At 74.0% G+C, this 16808-nt stretch carries 14 protein-coding genes; 8 read left to right on the forward strand and 6 right to left on the reverse strand.

The window, feature by feature from the left end:
* Window positions 1–53 precede the first annotated feature (53 nt).
* From OG730_RS02815 to OG730_RS02825, 3 genes are all read right to left on the reverse strand, one after another.
* A complete protein-coding gene (locus OG730_RS02815) occupies window positions 54–254 on the reverse strand; it encodes a DUF6126 family protein (RefSeq protein ID WP_442814807.1) in 201 nt (66 codons plus the stop codon).
* A gap of 18 nt (window positions 255–272) precedes the next feature.
* On the reverse strand, window positions 273–923 hold the full coding sequence (locus tag OG730_RS02820) for a helix-turn-helix domain-containing protein (RefSeq protein WP_327302619.1): 651 nt from the start codon (window positions 921–923) through the stop codon (window positions 273–275).
* Window positions 924–985: 62 nt separating this feature from the next.
* Window positions 986–2536, reverse strand: coding sequence for an ATP-dependent DNA ligase (locus OG730_RS02825; RefSeq protein ID WP_327302620.1), 1551 nt, complete (start codon window positions 2534–2536; stop codon window positions 986–988).
* A gap of 247 nt (window positions 2537–2783) precedes the next feature.
* Between OG730_RS02825 and OG730_RS02830 the strand changes: the two genes are divergently transcribed.
* From OG730_RS02830 to OG730_RS02840, 3 genes are all read left to right on the forward strand, one after another.
* Window positions 2784–5510 (forward strand): alpha/beta fold hydrolase, encoded by a 2727-nt coding sequence (locus OG730_RS02830; protein ID WP_327302621.1) that lies wholly within the window; start codon window positions 2784–2786, stop codon window positions 5508–5510.
* A complete protein-coding gene (locus OG730_RS02835; RefSeq protein ID WP_327302622.1) occupies window positions 5507–6445 on the forward strand; it encodes an ABC transporter permease in 939 nt (312 codons plus the stop codon). Before OG730_RS02830 ends, OG730_RS02835 begins: the two co-directional genes overlap by 4 nt.
* Before the next feature lie 237 nt (window positions 6446–6682).
* Entirely contained in the window at window positions 6683–7570 is an 888-nt protein-coding gene (locus tag OG730_RS02840) for a carbonic anhydrase (RefSeq protein ID WP_327302623.1), read from the forward strand.
* Between the two features lie 25 nt (window positions 7571–7595).
* On the opposite strand, the gene OG730_RS02845 is transcribed toward OG730_RS02840, so the two are convergent.
* Window positions 7596–8546 (reverse strand): aldo/keto reductase, encoded by a 951-nt coding sequence (locus tag OG730_RS02845; protein WP_327302624.1) that lies wholly within the window; start codon window positions 8544–8546, stop codon window positions 7596–7598.
* Between the two features lie 519 nt (window positions 8547–9065).
* Here OG730_RS02845 and OG730_RS02850 point away from each other — a divergent pair.
* Both OG730_RS02850 and OG730_RS02855 read left to right on the forward strand, forming a co-directional pair.
* Window positions 9066–10205 (forward strand): substrate-binding domain-containing protein, encoded by a 1140-nt coding sequence (locus OG730_RS02850; protein ID WP_327302625.1) that lies wholly within the window; start codon window positions 9066–9068, stop codon window positions 10203–10205.
* A 349-nt stretch (window positions 10206–10554) separates the two neighbouring features.
* Window positions 10555–11547, forward strand: a complete 993-nt coding sequence (locus OG730_RS02855; RefSeq protein WP_327302626.1) for a hydroxyacid dehydrogenase — start codon at window positions 10555–10557, stop codon at window positions 11545–11547.
* Window positions 11548–11556: 9 nt separating this feature from the next.
* Here the strand turns inward: OG730_RS02855 and OG730_RS02860 are convergent, their stop codons facing one another.
* Both OG730_RS02860 and OG730_RS02865 read right to left on the reverse strand, forming a co-directional pair.
* A complete protein-coding gene (locus OG730_RS02860; protein ID WP_327302627.1) occupies window positions 11557–12345 on the reverse strand; it encodes a sugar phosphate isomerase/epimerase family protein in 789 nt (262 codons plus the stop codon).
* Complete coding sequence (locus OG730_RS02865; RefSeq protein ID WP_327302628.1) at window positions 12342–13427, reverse strand: LacI family DNA-binding transcriptional regulator; 1086 nt, start codon at window positions 13425–13427, stop codon at window positions 12342–12344. Before OG730_RS02865 ends, OG730_RS02860 begins: the two co-directional genes overlap by 4 nt.
* Before the next feature lie 237 nt (window positions 13428–13664).
* On the opposite strand from OG730_RS02865, the gene OG730_RS02870 reads away from it, so the two are divergent.
* The 3 genes from OG730_RS02870 to OG730_RS02880 are packed head-to-tail and all read left to right on the forward strand — an operon-like array spanning window position 13665 to window position 16779.
* Window positions 13665–14789, forward strand: coding sequence for a Gfo/Idh/MocA family protein (locus tag OG730_RS02870; RefSeq protein ID WP_442815170.1), 1125 nt, complete (start codon window positions 13665–13667; stop codon window positions 14787–14789).
* Window positions 14786–15943 (forward strand): dihydrodipicolinate synthase family protein, encoded by a 1158-nt coding sequence (locus OG730_RS02875; RefSeq protein ID WP_327302630.1) that lies wholly within the window; start codon window positions 14786–14788, stop codon window positions 15941–15943. Before OG730_RS02870 ends, OG730_RS02875 begins: the two co-directional genes overlap by 4 nt.
* The gene (locus OG730_RS02880) at window positions 15940–16779 is read left to right on the forward strand and encodes a sugar phosphate isomerase/epimerase family protein (RefSeq protein WP_327302631.1); all 840 of its coding nucleotides are present in this window, start codon (window positions 15940–15942) and stop codon (window positions 16777–16779) included. Before OG730_RS02875 ends, OG730_RS02880 begins: the two co-directional genes overlap by 4 nt.
* The last annotated feature ends 29 nt before the right edge of the window (window positions 16780–16808 follow it).

Raw genomic sequence — 16808 nt, forward strand, 5'->3', positions numbered from 1 at the left:
AGCTTCAGGACCTGTAGGTTCCTAGAGCCGTGTACGGAAATTCCGGCCCGCTGTCACTGGTTTTGCGCACCCAGCACGAACAGCAGGTAGACGAAGAACGCGAAGAGATGGCCTACGAACAAGTAGGCGATGAGCCGGATGATGAGACCGCGCGGGAACTTCGACTGCTGCTTCTGCCGGGGCTGCTGGGGCTGTTGCGCCTCCGGCATCTGCTGCGTCTGCTGCGCCTCCGGCGTGTGCTGCGTATCGGGCATGGCGTACGGGCTCCTCGCCTATCGGTGGTGTGTGGTCGTGCCGGTCCCGCCGCCGAGGCACAGGCCGGCGAGGCTGCTCTGCAGCAGGGTGTGGACGAACAGCAGCTCCGCCCCGGCGGCCGAGGCGGCGCCGATCCGGTGCGCGGTGAGCGAGTCGAAGTGGGCGCTGTCCCCGGGCTCCAGCAGGTGCTCGGTCTCCCCCAGGTGCAGCCGCAGCCGCCCCTGGAGCACGTACAGCCACTCCTCCCCGGGATGTACGCGGACCAGCTCGCCCTGGCTGCGCCCGTAGGGGACGTGCACGCGCAGCGCCTGCATTCCGCGGCCGGAGCCGCCGGCCTGCCAGTACGTCCAGCCGTCCGCCTCACGGGCGCCGGGGCCGCCGGCCCGTACGATGGGATCGGCTGCGGCCGGGGTCTCCCCGAGCAGTTCCGAGACGGTCGTGCCGTAGGTGCGGGCGAGTCCGAGGAGCAGGGGCAGCGAGGGCTGGCGGCGGCCGGTCTCCAGCCGCGACAGGTGAGCCGGCGAGAGCCGGGCCCGGGCGGCGGCGGCTTCCAGGGTGAGTCCGGCCCGGCGGCGCAGATCGCGCAGCCGCGGGGCCACGGTGGGCAGCTCGGCGTCGGTGGCGGGGTCTGGGTCGGCTGCTTCGCCGGGGGCAGGACCGGTTGTCATGCCCCGATTGAGCCAGATCCTTACCTCTCTGGCAATCCGCGTTGCCTCTGAGGCAAAGCATCCTAGGTCGGGTCGCCGGGTCCGGGCGGGCCCGCGAGCACCGTCTCCACCGTGTCCGCGTCCTGCGCCCGCTTGTCGGGGCGGTGGCGCAGGACCCGGGCGAAGCGCAGGGCGACCCCGGCCGGGTAGCGCGGGGAGCGCTGCAGGCCGTCGTAGGCGATCTCCACCACCAGTTCGGGGCGCACCCGGACCGTGTGTCCGTCGTCCTCGACCGCGAGCTCGCCGAGCCGCTCGGTCTGCCAGCGCAGCATCTCGTCGGTCAGGCCCTTGAAGGTCTTGCCCAGCATCGCGTAGCCGCCGTCGGGAGTCCGGGCGCCGAGGTGGAGGTTGGACAGCAGGCCGGTGCGGCGGCCGTGGCCCCGTTCGACCGCGAGCACCACCAGGTCCAGGGTGTGCACCGGTTTCACCTTGAGCCAGTGTTTGCCGCGCCGCCCGGCCGCGTAGGCGGAGTCGAGGGCCTTGCACATCACGCCCTCGTGCCCCCGGCTCAGGGTCCGCGCCCAGAACTCCTCCGCCTCGGCCGCCCGCGCCCGCGGGTCCTCGACCACGAGCCGCCCGACCCGGAACTCCTCCGGTACCAGGGCGGCGAGCTCCGCGTACCGTTCGCGCACCGGCAGGTCGAGGAGTACGCGGTCCCCCGCCACCAGTACGTCGAAGAAGTAGGGGCCCACCGGAAGGGTCCGCCGGGCGGCCTCGACGTCGGCTCGGGAGCCGACCCGGCTCGCCACCTCCTGGAACGGCACCGGCCGACCGTCCGCCGCGGAGCGTCCGATGACCTCCCCGTCGAGGATGAACCGGTCCCCCGGAAAGGTCCGGGCCAGCTCGGCCACTTCCGGCAGCCGGTCGGTGATCTCGTCGAGGGAGCGCGTGTACAGCCGTACGTCGTCCCCCTCGCGGTGCACCTGCACCCGGATCCCGTCGAGCTTCTCCTCCACGGCACACGGCCCGAGCGCGGCCAGGGCCGCCGCCACCGACTTGGCGGTGTTCGCCAGCATGGGCTGTACGGGCTGTCCCACGCGCAGGGTGATCCCGCGCAGGGCCGCCGCCCCGTCGGCGAGCACGGCCGCCGCGACCCGGGGCAGGGAGCCGTCGAGCATCGCGGCCCGGCGCAGTTCGGCGGCGGGCACCCCCGCCGCGGCGGCCACTCCTTCCAGAGCCACGGCGTCGAGCGCGCCCTGGCGCACCTCCCCGCCGAGCAGACCGCGCAGGAACCGCTGCTCGGCCGCGGTGGCGGCGCCGAGCAGGGCATCCAGGATCCGGCGGCGTTCGGCCTGGGAGCCGGTCCCGGACACGGCGGCGAGCCGGGTCACGGCCTCGTCGACGGCGGTCACGGTCAGGGTGGGCTCGGCGGCCGGTTCGCTCTCCGCGGCGAGCGCGCGCCAGCCGATCCCCGGGCGGCCCTGTGGAAGCCGGCCGGCGAGGTAGGAGACGACCAGCGCCGCTTCCTCCCGGGGCGCGGCGGCGAACAGCTCCGCGAGCAGGGCCGTCTTCCCGGACCTGGCGGAGGTCTCGGCGACCTCCCGTGACACGCGCGCGACCTCGGCCAGCAGCATGCGGCCATCCTCCCGCGGGGCGGCGGCCGCCGCAGCCCGGCGGGGGGCGTCCCGGTTCCGGCCCGGAGACCGGAACCGGAGACCGGAAGCGGGGGGCCGGCCCCCGGGCCGGACTCAGGGCCCCGCCCCGTCCCGGCGGGCATACCGCAGGCGCGGTACATGCCGCAGGGCGCGTAGTCCTTGAGGACGTCCGCAGTTCAGCCTGCGGGAGCGCGGCCACCGGCGGCCTGGCGCTTAGGGTTCCCGTATGAAGCTCCGACTGCCCCGGCGCCGCCGAAGCCGCCTGCTCGCGGGCGCGGCCGCGCTCGCCGTCGTCGCGGGGGCGGGCACCCTCACGGCCACCGCCGCGGCCGGCGACACCCCGGCCGTGCACCGCGAGGACACGGTCCTCGACATGCCCGGCGCCGGCATCGACATCTCGTACTTCACCGACGGGGAACCAGGAAAGGACGGTGCGGCGAAACGTCCCGCCGTGCTCCTCGCCCACGGCTTCGGCGGCAGCAAGGAGGACGTGCGCCCGCAGGCCGAGCGCCTCGCCCGCGACGGCTACGCCGTGCTGACCTGGTCCGCGCGCGGCTTCGGCCGCTCCGGCGGAAAGATCGGGCTGAACGACCCCGCGTACGAGGTCAAGGACGTCTCCCGGCTGATCGACTGGATCGCCGCCCGGCCCGGGGTGCGCCTCGACGCGAAGGGAGATCCGCGCGTCGGCATCGCGGGCGGCTCCTACGGCGGGGCGGTCTCGCTGCTCGCGGCGGGCGCCGACCCGCGCGTGGACGCCATCGCCCCCTCCATCACCTACTGGAACCTCGCCGACTCCCTCTTCCCGAACGGCGTCTTCAAGAAGCTGTGGGCGGGCCTCTTCTTCACCACCGGTTCCGCGGGCGGGCTGCAGCCGGGGGCCTCCGGCCCGGGCGCCGCCCCGCGGGCGGCCCCGGCCGCGCCCGGCTGCGGACGCTTCCAGCCGGAGCTGTGCGCCATGTACGAGCGCGTCGCGGTGGCCGGCAAGCCCGATCCCGAGGCCCGGGCCCTGCTGGAGGCGCGCAGCCCCTCGGCGGTCGGCGGCGCGATCAAGGTGCCGACCCTGATCACGCAGGGCCAGGACGACTCCCTCTTCCCGCTGGACCAGGCCGATGCCATGGCCCGGGCGATCGCCGCCAACGGCGCGCCCGTCTCCGTGGACTGGGCGGCCGGCGGTCACGACGGCGGCATGCGCGAGGCGGACCGCGTCGAGGACCGGGTGAAAACCTGGTTCGACCGCTACCTCAAGGACGACACGTCCGTGGACACCGGCCCCGCCTTCCGCGTCTCGCGCTCCGGCGGCATCGACTCCACCGACGGCCAGGTCACGTTGCGCGGAGCGAGCGGCTCCACCTATCCCGGGCTGCTGTCCGGGCCCCGCGAGTTCGCCCTGACCGGCCGGGAGCAGACCTTCGCCAACCCGGCCGGCGGGGCTCCGCCCGCGCTGTCCGCGCTGCCCGGCATCGGCGGGCAGCTCGCCGCCCTCGGAGGCGGCCTCTCGCTGGACTTCCCCGGGCAGAACGCCCGCTTCGACTCGGAGCCGCTGACGGCGGAAACCCGGATCACCGGGACCCCGACCATCACCCTAAAGGTGAGGTCTACAGCTGCGGACGGTTCGGCCGTCCTGTTCGGCAAGGTGTACGACGTCAGCCCCGACGGGCGCCAGCAGGTACTGCCCAGTCAGCTGGTGGCCCCGGTCCGGGTGGAGGGCGCCCAGCAGGACAAGACCGTCGAGCTGCGGCTGCCCGCGATCGACCACGCGGTCGAGGCCGGACACCGGCTGCGGCTCGTCGTCGCCGCCACCGACCTCGGCTACGCCTCCCCGGCCGCGCCGGCGGCCTACACCGTCTCGGCGCAGGGCCCGCTGGCCGTGCCCGTCGCGGGCGGGGTGCGCACGGCGTCCTCCGGGCTGCCCGCCTGGACCTGGTGGATGCCGCTAGGGGCCGCGCTGCTGGCCGCCGCGCTGGTGGGCATCCGCAGGACCGGCCGGGGGCCGGGCGGAGGCCGCGCGGGCGGGGCGCAGCCCGACCCGGCGCTGGCCGGCGTACCGCTGGAGATCACCGGGCTGACCAAGCGCTATGCCAAGGCGCAGGACCGGTACGCCGTACGGGACCTGTCGTTCCGGGTGGAGAAGGGCCAGGTCCTCGGCCTGCTCGGCCCCAACGGCGCGGGCAAGACCACGACCCTGCGGATGCTGATGGGCCTGATCAGTCCGGATGCCGGGGAGATCCGGGTCTTCGGGCACCAGATCCGGGCCGGCGCGCCGGTGCTCTCGCGGGTCGGGGCGTTCGTCGAGGGTGCCGGCTTCCTGCCGCACCTGACCGGGCGGGCCAACCTGGAGCTGTACTGGCAGGCCACGGGCCGCCCCGCCGCCGACTCCCACATGGAGGAGGCCCTGGAGATCGCAGGGCTCGGCGACGCGCTGGAGCGGGCGGTGCGCACGTACTCGCAGGGCATGCGCCAGCGCCTCGCGATCGCGCAGGCCATGCTCGGCATGCCGGACCTGCTGATCCTCGACGAACCGACGAACGGTCTGGACCCGCCGCAGATCCGTGAGATGCGCGACGTGATGATCCGGTACGCGGCCGGCGGGCGGACGGTCATCGTCTCCAGCCACCTACTGTCGGAGGTCGAGCAGTCCTGCACGCACCTGGTGGTCATGGACCGCGGCCGGCTCGTCCAGGCGGGCGAGGTCGCCGAGATCACCGGCGGCGGGGACGTGCTGCTGGTGTCGCTCGCCGAACCGGTGGACGAGACGGTCGTCGGAAAGGTCGCCGCGTTGGAGGGAGTGGAGTCCGTGGCGCGCGCCGAGGACGGTCTGCTCGTACGGCTCGACGGTGCGAGCGCCGCCGAGCTGATCGCCGAACTCGTACGACTGGAGGTGCCGGTCTCGGGAGTGGGTCCGCACCGGCGGCTCGAGGACGCGTTCCTCACCCTGATCGGAGGCGCGGCATGAACACCGTGACGGATGTGAACGCGGGCTCCGGCCCGGGCTCGGGCTCGCCCGCGAACGGCGACGTGACGCCGGACGGCATCGGCCGCGAGGTCGCCCACGGCTACCGGGCGAACCGGACGCTGCCGCTGCGCGTGGAGGCGCTGCGGCAGTGGCGCCGGCGGCGGACGCTGGTGATGGGCGGGATCCTGGCCGCGCTGCCCTTCATCCTGATGATCGCCTTCGCGGTGGGCGGCGGCCCGGGCAGCCGGAGCGGCGGCGACGGCCGGATCACCCTGATCGACACGGCGACGGCTTCGGGCGCGAACTTCGCGGCCACCTGCCTGTTCGTGTCGGCCGGGTTCCTGCTGGTGGTGCCGGTGGCACTGTTCTGCGGGGACACGGTGGCCTCGGAGGCCAGCTGGTCCTCGCTGCGCTACCTGCTGGCCTCCCCCGTACCCAGGGCCCGGCTGCTGTGGAGCAAGCTGGTGGTGGCCCTCGGGTTCAGCCTGGCCGCGATGGTGCTGCTGCCGCTGGTGGCGCTCGCCGCGGGTACGGCGGCCTACGGGTGGGGGCCGCTGGAACTCCCCGCGGGCGGCTCGCTGCCGGCCGGGGACACGGTCGGGCGGCTCGCGATCGCCGTGGCGTTCGTCTTCGTGTCGCAGCTGGTCACGGCCGGGCTGGCGTTCTGGCTGTCGACGCGGACGGACGCGCCGCTGGGCGCGGTGGGCGGGGCGGTCGGGCTGACGATCGTCGGCAACGTGCTGGACGCGGTGACGGCGCTGGGGTCCTGGCGGGAGTTCCTGCCGGCGCACTGGCAGTTCGCCTGGGCCGACGCCTTGCAGCCGCAGCTCGAATGGGGCGGGATGATCAAGGGGACCGTGGTGTCGGTGTCGTACGCCGTGGTGCTGTTCGCGCTCGCGTTCCGCGGGTTCGCGCGCAAGGACATCGTGTCCTGAGGCTGCGGGCCTCGGGGGCTGCCTCGGGCTCTGGCTCGGGCTCTGGCTCGCGGTCTGGCTCGGGCTCTGGCCCTGGTCGGACGGGACCGTGCTCCGGCGCACGGTCCCGTTCGGCCGTCGGGGGCCGACACGGGCGGCCCCGCGTGAGCCTGCCGGACCGGCGGCCCGTACCGCCCGAGAATCGCCCTCGGTCCGGGCGTACGGACGCGTCCGAACGGCACCGAGGGGTACGACCCGATGGACAGAGCAGGACTTCCGCCGCGCAGGCTCGTACTGACGGGTGGCCTCACGGCCGCCGCCGCCCTGCTCGCGGGATGCTCGGCGAAGAGCACCCCGAAGGCGACGACGGCCGCGCCCGAGCCCCGGCCGAGCACCCCCGAGGGGGCGTACAGCCGCCTGATGGAGGGCAACAAGCGCTGGGTGAGCGGCAGCCTCAACCACCCCGACCGGGATCCGGGCCGCCGTGAGCTGGTGGCGCAGGCGCAGGACCCCTTCGGCGTGATCCTGGCCTGCATCGACTCCCGGGTGCCGCCGGAGCTGCTCTTCGACACCGGGCTCGGCGACCTGTTCGTGCTGCGCACGGGCGGTCAGGCGGTCGGCCCGGTGGTGACCGGGTCGGTGGAGTTCGGGCCCATGACGGCGGGCACCCCGCTGATCCTGGTCCTCGGGCACCAGCGCTGCGGAGCCGTCGACGCCTCGTACAAGGCGCTGCGGGACGGCGACCCGCTGCCCGGCAACCTGCGGGCGATCGAAAGGGCGCTGGTGCCGGCCTACGAGCTGACGGTCAAGGACCCGGGCTCCGACCCGGTCGACACGATGATCCGCCATCAGATCAAGGTGACGGCGGACGAGCTGCGGGCCAACGCGGATCTGGCGCCCCTGGTGAAGAAGGGCTCGCTGGCCGTGGTCGGCGCCTACTACTCGCTGGACACCGGCCAGGTGGAGATCCTGACCGGGGCCCCGACGGGCACGGCTTCCGCCAGCCCGTCGGCCAGTACGTCGGCCGGCGCCTCGGGGAGCGCCTCGCCGAGCCCGTCGGAATCGGCATCGGCATCTGCGTCCGCGTCCGCCTCCGCGTCCCCCTCGGAGTCCGCTTCCGCGAGTCCGTCGCCCGACGCCTCCTGAAAACGGGACCACGGCAGGACTCCGGTCAGCCGGCGGCAGCCTCCGCGACGGCGTCGACCTCCGCGAGGAGTTCGGCGTCGAGCGGCCGGTCGGCGACGGCGGCGTTGGCCCGTACCTGCTCGGCCGAGGTGGCGCCGGCGATGACGGAGGCGCAGCCGGGCTGGGCGGAGAGCCAGCCGATGGCGAGTTCCAGCACGGTGCGCCCGTGCTTCTCGGCGAGCACCGCCAGGGCTTCCACGATGTCGAGGCGCTCGTCGGTGAGGTAGGCGTCGCGGCCCTCGAGGCGGGAACCCGCGGGGACCGGCGCGCCCCGGCGGATCTTCCCGGTGAGCAGCCCGTTGGCCAGCGGGAAGTACGGCAGCACGCCCACGCCGTAGTGGAGGGCGGCCGGGACGAGCTCGCGCTCCGCCGACCGCTGGAGCAGCGACCATTCGTTCTGGGCCGACACGAAGGGCGCCGCGCCGGTCTCGCGGGCCACATGGGCGGCTTCGGCGAGCTGCCATCCGCTGAAGTTGGAGTGTCCGATGTAGCGGATCTTGCCCTCGGTGACGAGTTCGGTGAGCGCGGCGAGCGTCTCGGCCACGGGAACGGCCGGGTCGGGGCTGTGGAGTTGGTAGAGGTCGATGTGATCGGTCCCCAGACGGGTCAGGGACGCTTCGACCGCGCGCCGGATGTACGCGCGGCCGGCCCGGGAGCCGGCGGCGGGTCCGTAGCCCATGTCCACGCCGTCGTAGCCGAACTTGGTGGCGAGGACGACCTGGTCCCGACGCCCCTTGAGGGCCTCGCCGAGGTGGCTTTCGGAGCCCCCGGCGCCCCCGTAGATGTCGGCGGTGTCGAGGAGGGTGATGCCCGCGTCGAGTGCGGCGTCGACGACGGCACGGGTGGCCCGGGCGTCGAGGCGGCCGCCGAAGTTGTTGCAGCCGAGCCCGATGGCCGAGACCTGAAGACCTGAACTGCCCAGGGGGAGATGGCGCATTCTTTCGTTCCTCCGCACTCGTCCGGCACTTGATCGACAGGACGGCAGTGTAGATCGCCGCCCGGCGCCCGAGGAGGGGGCGGGCGGCCCGTGCGGGCTCCTTCCGGGCTCCTTCCGGGCTCCTTCCGGGCTCCTTCCGGTTCCCTCTCGGTGCCCTCGGAAGAGGTAGGCGAGCCGTTTTCCGAGGGCCCGGCCCTCGTCCACGGAGCAGACCGCGAGGTCGGAGTCGGCAGCCGCTGCCGCCCCGGCCGGTTCGGGGGCGGCGTAGAAGTTCACACGATCGCAAAGGACCTCACGGACGGCCGGCCGAGCGGCAACCGTCGGGCGGTCGGGGCCCAGCTGGTCCCGCAGGGGCAGTGCGGTGCCGGGGCTCTCCCCTTTCCTCTTCCTCAGCGGCGAACAGCGTCCGGCCGACGTCGCCTTGACCTGATTCGATCGAATCGATCGTTTCGGCTTTCTGTGGTGGAATCGAGCGGCACACACCGCCGACCACGGACCAGGCAAGCCGCAGGGGGATCCTTGAGACCACATGTCGACCAGCGCCAGGCCCGAGTTCTCGCCCTCGTCCGGGAACGGGGCACTGCCCGTGTCGCGGACCTCGCCGGAGAGCTCGGCATTTCCCCCGTGACCCTGCGGCGGGACGTAGAGGCGATGGCGGCGCGGGGCGAGATCCAGCGGATGCACGGGGTGATCAGCCGGCTGGGGTCCGACCCGGCGGGAGCGGAGCCGGGCGCCGCAGCAGGCACGGGCGCCGGCACGGAGCGCGGCGCCGCCGGGCCGGTGATCGGGATGGTCGTACCGACCACCGAGTACTACTTCGCGGACGTCGTCCGGGGGGCCCGTGAGGTGGTCGAGGCGAGGGGCGCGCGGCTCGCCGTAGGGCTGACCCGGTACCTCGCGGGCGAGGACCGCACACAGGCGGACCGGTTGCTTTCGACGGGGGCCGACGGGCTGCTCCTGACCCCGACCTGGCAGGCCGGAACGCCCGGACCCGGCGAAGGGGCGTGGACGGCCGAACTGCCGGTGCCCACCGTCCTGGTGGAGCGATGGGCGCCGCCGGGGCATCCGGCGGCCTCCCTGGACCGGGTGGCCTCCGACCATGCCGACGGCGCGGCGCGGGCCGTGCGGCACCTGGCGGACCTGGGCCACAAGCGGATCGCGCTGGCCAGCCGCGAAACCCCGACGTCGGGCCGGCTGAGGACGGGCTTCGCGGCGGCTGTGGCCACCCTCGGGCTGGAGCCCGCTCCGGCGTGGCCCGCCACCGGGGCCGCCTCGTCCGCTGCCGCGGGCACGGCGGCCGGGGCGGCGTCGCTCGCGGAGGCGGAGGCCTTCGCGCGGACCCTGGACTACTTGTGCGCGGCGGTGGCCGAGGGTGGCGTGACCGCCGCCCTGATCCACAGCGACACGGACGCGATCATGCTGATCCCGCGGCTCCAGGCGCGGGGGGTGCGGGTGCCGGAGGACCTGGCGGTGATCACGTACGACGACGAGGTGGCCGAGCTGGCCGACGTGCCCCTGTCGGCGGTGGCCCCGGCCAAGCGGGAGGTGGGGGCTCGGGCGGCCGGGATGCTGCTGGACCGGCTGGAGGACCGCGCGGCGGGGCGGGAGGGGCCGCGGCAGCATCTGGACCTGCTTCCCCGGCTGACTGTCCGCCCGTAGTCCGTAGCCCGTAGCCCGTAGCCGCGGCCGCGGCCCGGCAGGGATCCGAGACCACATGCGCGTTTTGTGTGTTCGTTTCGATCGAATACTCGATGCGCCCTTGACGACATGATCGTCCGCGCAAAAGGATGAGGACCGCGAACAACTCCGGGGCCGCCTCTTTGGGGAGCGGCGGCCCCGGGGCCCCTTCGCCCGTGTCGCTCCCGGCGCCGCGGCCGGGGTTTGTGACCATCGGGACTTCGGATCTCACCGCAGGAGCCGTCAAGTGACCCACCCCGCCGCCGAGTCCGCCCCCTCCCCTCCCTCCTCTCCTTCCTCCTCCCCCCGCAGGCCGGTCACCGTGCTCGCCATGAGCCCCGTGACCCGGGCCGCCGTCCTCGGCGACCGGATCCTTCCGGAGCTGACCCGCGTCGCAGACGTGGACCCCGCGCTCCTCGTCACCGACTTCGGCCGGGCCCGCTCCGAGGAGACCCTGCGCCGGAGGCTGGCCGTGACCGAGGTCCTGTTCACCGGGTGGGGCTGCCCTCCGCTGGACGCGCGGGCGCTGGAGCTGATGCCGCAACTCCGGGCGGTCGTGCACGCCGCCGGAAGCGTCAAACACCATGTCACCCGCGCCTGTTGGGAGCGCGGGCTGCTCGTCTCCAGCTCGGCCGCCGTGAACGCCCTGCCGGTCGCGGAGTACGCGCTCGCCGCCATCCTCTTCTCCAACAAGCGCGTACTGGACTCCGCGCACGCCTACCGGGCGGCACGCGGCCACATCGACCCGCTCCGCCACTACCCCGCCGTCGGCAACTACCGCCGTACCGTCGGCCTGGTCGGCGCCTCGCTCATCGGCCGGCGCGTGCTGGAGCTACTGCGCCCCTTCGACCTGCGGGTGCTCGTGCACGATCCGTACGCGGATCCGGCCGGCCTCGCCGCCCTCGGCGCCGAGGCCGTCGCCCTGGACGAACTGCTCTCCCGCAGCGACGTGGTGAGCCTGCACGCCCCCGAGCTGCCGGAGACCCGCCATCTGCTGGACGCGGCCCGGCTGGCCCTGATGCCGGACGGAGCCACCCTCGTGAACACCGCGCGCGGCTCGCTCGTCGACACCCCGGCGCTGACCGCGGAGCTGGTCTCGGGCCGGCTGCACGCCGTACTCGACCACACCGAGCCGGAGGTACTGCCCGCCGACTCCCCGCTGTACGACCTGCCCAACGTGCTGCTCACCCCGCACGTGGCCGGTTCGCTGGGCGGCGAACTGGACCGCCTGGCGGCATCGGCCATCGAGGAAGTGGGGCGCTACGCCCGGGGCATCGACTTCCACCACCCCGTCGACCAGGCCCGGCTGACCCGCTCGGCTTAGACCCTTGCCCTACGCCGCCGCGCGGACCAGCCGCTCCAGGTACTCCCGGCCCGGCCCGAGCCGCTCGGGGAGTTCGTCGGCGGCGGGGTACCAGCGCTTCTCGTACTCCCAGCAGAGCCAGCCGTTGCGCGGTGCGAGGGCCACCGCCTCGGCGAGCGGCAGCGTGCCCCCGCCGAGCCCGAGCGGGGTCAGCTCCCGCGCGGACGCCACGTCCTTGACCTGTACGTACCCCAGGTGCCGGGCGAGGGCCCGGCTCGACTCGGCCGGTGACTCGCCCCCGAGCCAGGTGTGCAGTACGTCCCACAGCGCGCCCGCGCCCGGATGCGCGACCCGGTCGAGGACCCGGGCCGTGGCGGTCCCCGTGCGGTGCGAGTCGTGGGTCTCCAGCAGGATCCGCACCCCGTGCCGCTCGGCGAACGGTGCGGCGGCCCGGAGCCTGCGGACCGCGTGGTCGTCGGCGTCGGCCGGCGGCTGTTCACCGCCGCCGGGGAAGACCCGTACGTAGGGGGCTTCGAGGTCGGCGGCGAGCCGGACCAGGGCCTGGATCTCGGCGAGGACCGGCTCGTCGGGGTCGGGCGCAGCGACCCTGGCGTACCCCGCGACGCCGAGGACGGCGACGCCCGCGGAGGTCAGGGTGCGCCGGCCGGCCGCGCGGTCGGCGGCGGAGCTGGCGGGATGCAGGGGCTCCTCGGGGTGGGCGCGCAGCTCGAGGCCCTGGTAGCCGTGCGCGGCGGCGAGGCCGGCGCTGCGCTCCAGCGGGGTGCCGGGCAGGCCGAGGGTGGAGAAGGCGTACTTCACGGACGGCCCCCTTCGGTGGTGACGGCGGGCGGAGGCCCGGTGGAGGCGCGCACCGTCAGTTCGGCGGGAAGCGTGGTGATGCCGCCCGGGGGCAGGGCTCTGCGGCCCGTGACGAGCTGGGCCGCGAGCACCCCGGCTTCACGCAGCGGCAGCCGGACCGTGGTGAGGGCGGGGGCGGTGTCCACGCAGACGGGCAGGTCGTCGAAGCCCGCGACGGAGACGTCCTCGGGTATCCGCAGACCGGCTTCGCGCAGGGCCGCGGCGACGCCGGTCGCGACGGTGTCGTTGGCGGCGGCCACGGCGGTGAAGGGCGTCCCGCGGCGGAGCAGTTCGCGGGTGGCGTCGTATCCGGCGGAGCGCTCGAACCCGGCGTGCACGGTGAGCCCCGCGCAGTGCGCGGGCAGCGCGGGGTCGTGGTCGCGCAGGGCGTCCCGGTGTCCGGCGAGGCGTTCTCGGGTGGTGCTCAGGCCGGGCGGGCCGGCCACGTAGGCGATGTGCCGGTGCCCGAGCGTGAGCAGGTGCTCGGTGAGCCGGAAGGCGCCGCCCCGGTCGTCGAACATGACGGTGGCGACGGGGAGTCCGGCGGGCATGGGCAGCGGGGGCCGCCCGCACAGCACCACCGGGGCGCCGGTGGCCGCGATGCGGGCGAGCCGGGCGGCGAGCGCCCGGGTGTGGTCCGGTTCCTCCACGGCGCCGCCGGTCAGGACGACCCCGCCGGCCCGCTGGCCCTCCAGGAGGGCGAGGTAGTCCAGCTCTGCGGACGGGGCGCCCTCGGTGTTGCAGACGACGGCGAGCCGGCGCGGGCCGCCCTGTCCGCCGGGGGTCAGGGCGCTCTGCAGGGATCCGGCGAGGATCCCGAAGAAGCTGTCGGCGACATCGTGGACGAGGACGCCGATCAAATCCGAGGTCGCGGCGGCGAGGGCCCGCGCGGGACCGTTGGCGATGTAGCCGAGGTCCTCGATCGCCCGCTCCACGCGGGTCCTGGTGGCGCCCGCCACCGGGTATCCGCCGTTCAGCACGCGCGAGACCGTGGCGGGCGATACGCCCGCGTGCACCGCCACTTCGGCGAGTGTGACCGCCATGATCCCCTCCTTCCGATCTGTCCCGGGTCATCGTCTCACCCGGTGTGTGGATCTCCATAGTCGCCGATGAAGAAAGCGCTTTCTATCACCCGTAAGAGTCTTGCATCTCGCCGGGGAGCGGCCCTAGCCTGATCGCAGAGAAAGCGCTTTCTATCCGTTTTCTCGGCAGCTCCGCACAAGAACACGCAACAAGACGAAGGAGGGGACACCGTGCAGCGCAGGACGATCAAGATCGCCATGAACGGCGTCACCGGGCGGATGGGATACCGCCAGCACCTGGTCCGCTCCCTGCTCGCACTGCGCGAGCAGGGCGGTCTCGACCTCGGCGACGGCACGGTGCTGTGGCCGGAGCCGGTGCTGGTCGGGCGCCGCGAGGAGGCCCTGCGGGCCATCGCGGAGCGGCACGGCCTGGAGCACGTGAGCACGGACCTGGCCGCGGTGCTGGCCGACCCCGAGGTCGAGATCTACTTCGACGCCCAGGTCACCAGCGCCCGCGAGGCGGCCGTGCGGCAGGCCGTGGCGGCCGGCAAGCACGTGTACTGCGAGAAGCCCACGGCCCTCACCTTCGAGTCCTCCCTGGAGATCGCGCGGCTGGCCGACGCGGCCGGCGTCAAGCACGGGGTGGTGCAGGACAAGCTGTTCCTGCCGGGCCTGCTGAAGCTCAAGCGGCTCATCGACGGCGGCTTCTTCGGCGAGATCCTGTCCGTGCGCGGGGAGTTCGGCTACTGGGTCTTCGAAGGAGACTGGCAGCCCGCCCAGCGCCCCTCGTGGAACTACCGCTCCCAGGACGGCGGCGGCATCGTCGCCGACATGTTCCCGCACTGGGAGTACCTGCTGCACGAGCTGTTCGGCCGGGTCCGCACGGTGCAGGCGCTGACGCGCACCCACATCGGCCGCCGCTGGGACGAGGAGGGCAAGCCGTACGAGGCCACCGCGGACGACGCGGCGTACGGGATCTTCGAACTGGAGGGCGGCGCCGTCGCGCAGATCAACTCCTCCTGGGCGGTGCGGGTCAACCGTGACGAGCTCGTGGAGTTCCAGGTCGACGGGACGCACGGCTCGGCCGTCGCCGGACTGCGCGGCTGCCGGATCCAGCACCGCGCGACGACCCCTAAGCCGGTGTGGAACCCGGACCTGCCGCTGACCGAGACGTTCCGCGACCAGTGGCAGGAGGTCCCGGACAACTCCCCCGCCGACAACGGCTTCAAGGCCCAGTGGGAGCTCTTCCTGCGCCATGTCGTACGGGACGAGCCCTGGCAGTGGGACCTGCTGGCCGGGGCCCGCGGGGTACAGCTGGCCGATCTCGGGCTGCGCTCCTCCGCGGAGGGCCGGCGGCTCGTGGTCCCGGAGGTGGCGCTGTGAGCATCCGGCTCCCCTCCGCGGACGGCGGGCTGCGGCTCCACGCGCCCGTCACCGCTCCGCTGGCGCCGCTCACCTGCGGTCCGGCCCGCAGCCGCACCTTCTACTCGGCCGCGCACGTGGTGGCCGATCCCCTCGCCGCCTCGGCCGATTCCGGACCGGTCATCGACTGGGAGTCCACGCTGGCCTTCCGGCGCACGCTGTGGGCGCAGGGACTCGGGGTCGCCGAGGCCATGGACACGGCGCAGCGCGGGATGGGCCTGGACTGGCCGGCCGCGGCCGAACTGATCCGCCGTTCGACGGCGGAAGCCCGGTCGGTGGGCGGCCGGATCGTCTGCGGGGCGGGCACCGACCAGCTGGCTGCGGACACCACGCATTCCCTGGCCGCCGTCACCGCGGCGTACGAGGAGCAGCTGGCGCTCGTGGAGGAGTGCGGGGCGACGGCCGTGCTGATGGCCTCCCGGGCCCTGGCCGCGGCGGCGCGCGACCCGGAGGACTACCTGGAGGTGTACGGGAGGCTGCTGCGCCAGAGCTCCCGGCCGGTGGTCCTGCACTGGCTGGGGCCGATGTTCGACCCCGCGCTGGAGGGGTACTGGGGGCACGCCGGTCTGGACGAGGCCACGGACGTCTTCCTGAAGATCATTTCGGAGTGTCCGGAGAAGGTCGACGGCATCAAGGTCTCGCTGCTCGACGCGGGGCGCGAGGTGGACATCCGGCGGCGGCTGCCCGCTGGCGTGCGCTGCTACACGGGCGACGACTACCACTATCCGGAGCTGATCGCCGGGGACGGCGAGCTGGCCAGCGACGCCCTTCTGGGGATCTTCGACCCGATCGCCCCGATCGCGGCGCGGGCTGCGCTCGCCCTCGACCAGGGCGATACGGCCGGATTCCGGGAGCTGCTGGATCCGACGGTGGCGCTGTCCCGGCACCTGTTCGCTCCGCCCACCCGCTACTACAAGACGGGTGTCGTGTTCCTGGCCTGGCTCGCGGGACACCAGGAGCACTTCGCGATGGTGGGCGGGCTGCACTCGGCCCGCTCGCTCCCCCATCTGGCCACCGCCTACGAACTGGCGGACGATCTCGGGCTGTTCCCGGACCCGGAGCTCGCCGAGGCCCGGATGCGGCAGCTGCTGGCGCTGCACGGGGTGGCCTCGTGAGCCCGGCACCGGCGCCCGCCCGGTTCAGCCTGAACCAGGAGACGATCCGCCAGTGGTCCCTTCCCGAGCTGGTGGCCGGGTGTACGGCGGCCGGGGTCGGCGCCGTCGGGCTGTGGCGCGATCCCGTCCAGCGGTTCGGGGTGCGGGAGGCCGCGAAACTGGTCGCCGACGCCGGACTGCGGGTCAGCTCTCTGTGCCGGGGCGGCTTCTTCACCGCCGCCGATCCGGCCGGGCGGGCGGCGGCCCTCGAAGACAACCGCCGTGCCGTGGAGGAAGCCGCCGAACTGGGCGCCGACGCTCTGGTCCTGGTCTCGGGCGGCCTGCCGGACGGCGACCGGGATCTGGCGGGAGCGCGGCGGCGGATCGTCGACATCCTGGGCGAGCTGGTCCCGTACGCCGCCGGGCACGGGGTGCGGCTGGGGATCGAGCCGCTGCACCCGATGTACGCGGCGGACCGCTGCGTGGTCTCCACCCTCGGTCAGGCCCTGGACATCGCCGAGGAGTTCCCGGCGTCGCGGGTGGGCGTGGTCGTCGACTCCTACCACCTGTGGTGGGACGAGCGGCTGCCTTCCGAGGTCCGGCGGGCCGGGGAGGCCGGACGGATCGTGTCCGTCCAGGTGGCCGACTGGGTGACACCCCTCCCCGAGGGCGTGCTGCTGGGGCGGGGACAGCTGGGCGACGGCTCGATCGACCTGAGGGCCTTCCGGGAACTGACCGAGTCCGCGGGGTACCTGGGGCCGGTGGAGGTGGAGATCTTCCATCCCGGGCTGTGGGCCCGGGACGGCGCGGAGGTACTGCGGGAGGTGATCGACCGCTACCGCGAGCACGTCGCATGAGGTGAAGGGGGGTGCGTGAGCCGAAGTTC

Origin of the sequence: Streptomyces sp. NBC_01298 (assembly GCF_035978755.1) — a bacterium.
GTDB lineage: Bacteria > Actinomycetota > Actinomycetes > Streptomycetales > Streptomycetaceae > Streptomyces.

Bases quoted from the DNA above. Each gene is read 5' to 3' on its own strand.
- OG730_RS02815 (WP_442814807.1), bottom strand. From the start codon at position 254: ATGCCCGATACGCAGCACACGCCGGAGGCGCAGCAGACGCAGCAGATG.
- OG730_RS02820 (WP_327302619.1), bottom strand. From the start codon at position 923: ATGACAACCGGTCCTGCCCCCGGCGAAGCAGCCGACCCAGACCCCGCC.
- OG730_RS02825 (WP_327302620.1), bottom strand. From the start codon at position 2,536: ATGCTGCTGGCCGAGGTCGCGCGCGTGTCACGGGAGGTCGCCGAGACC.
- OG730_RS02830 (WP_327302621.1), top strand. From the start codon at position 2,784: ATGAAGCTCCGACTGCCCCGGCGCCGCCGAAGCCGCCTGCTCGCGGGC.
- OG730_RS02835 (WP_327302622.1), top strand. From the start codon at position 5,507: ATGAACACCGTGACGGATGTGAACGCGGGCTCCGGCCCGGGCTCGGGC.
- OG730_RS02840 (WP_327302623.1), top strand. From the start codon at position 6,683: ATGGACAGAGCAGGACTTCCGCCGCGCAGGCTCGTACTGACGGGTGGC.
- OG730_RS02845 (WP_327302624.1), bottom strand. From the start codon at position 8,546: ATGCGCCATCTCCCCCTGGGCAGTTCAGGTCTTCAGGTCTCGGCCATC.
- OG730_RS02855 (WP_327302626.1), top strand. From the start codon at position 10,555: ATGAGCCCCGTGACCCGGGCCGCCGTCCTCGGCGACCGGATCCTTCCG.
- OG730_RS02865 (WP_327302628.1), bottom strand. From the start codon at position 13,427: ATGGCGGTCACACTCGCCGAAGTGGCGGTGCACGCGGGCGTATCGCCC.
- OG730_RS02870 (WP_442815170.1), top strand. From the start codon at position 13,665: ATGAACGGCGTCACCGGGCGGATGGGATACCGCCAGCACCTGGTCCGC.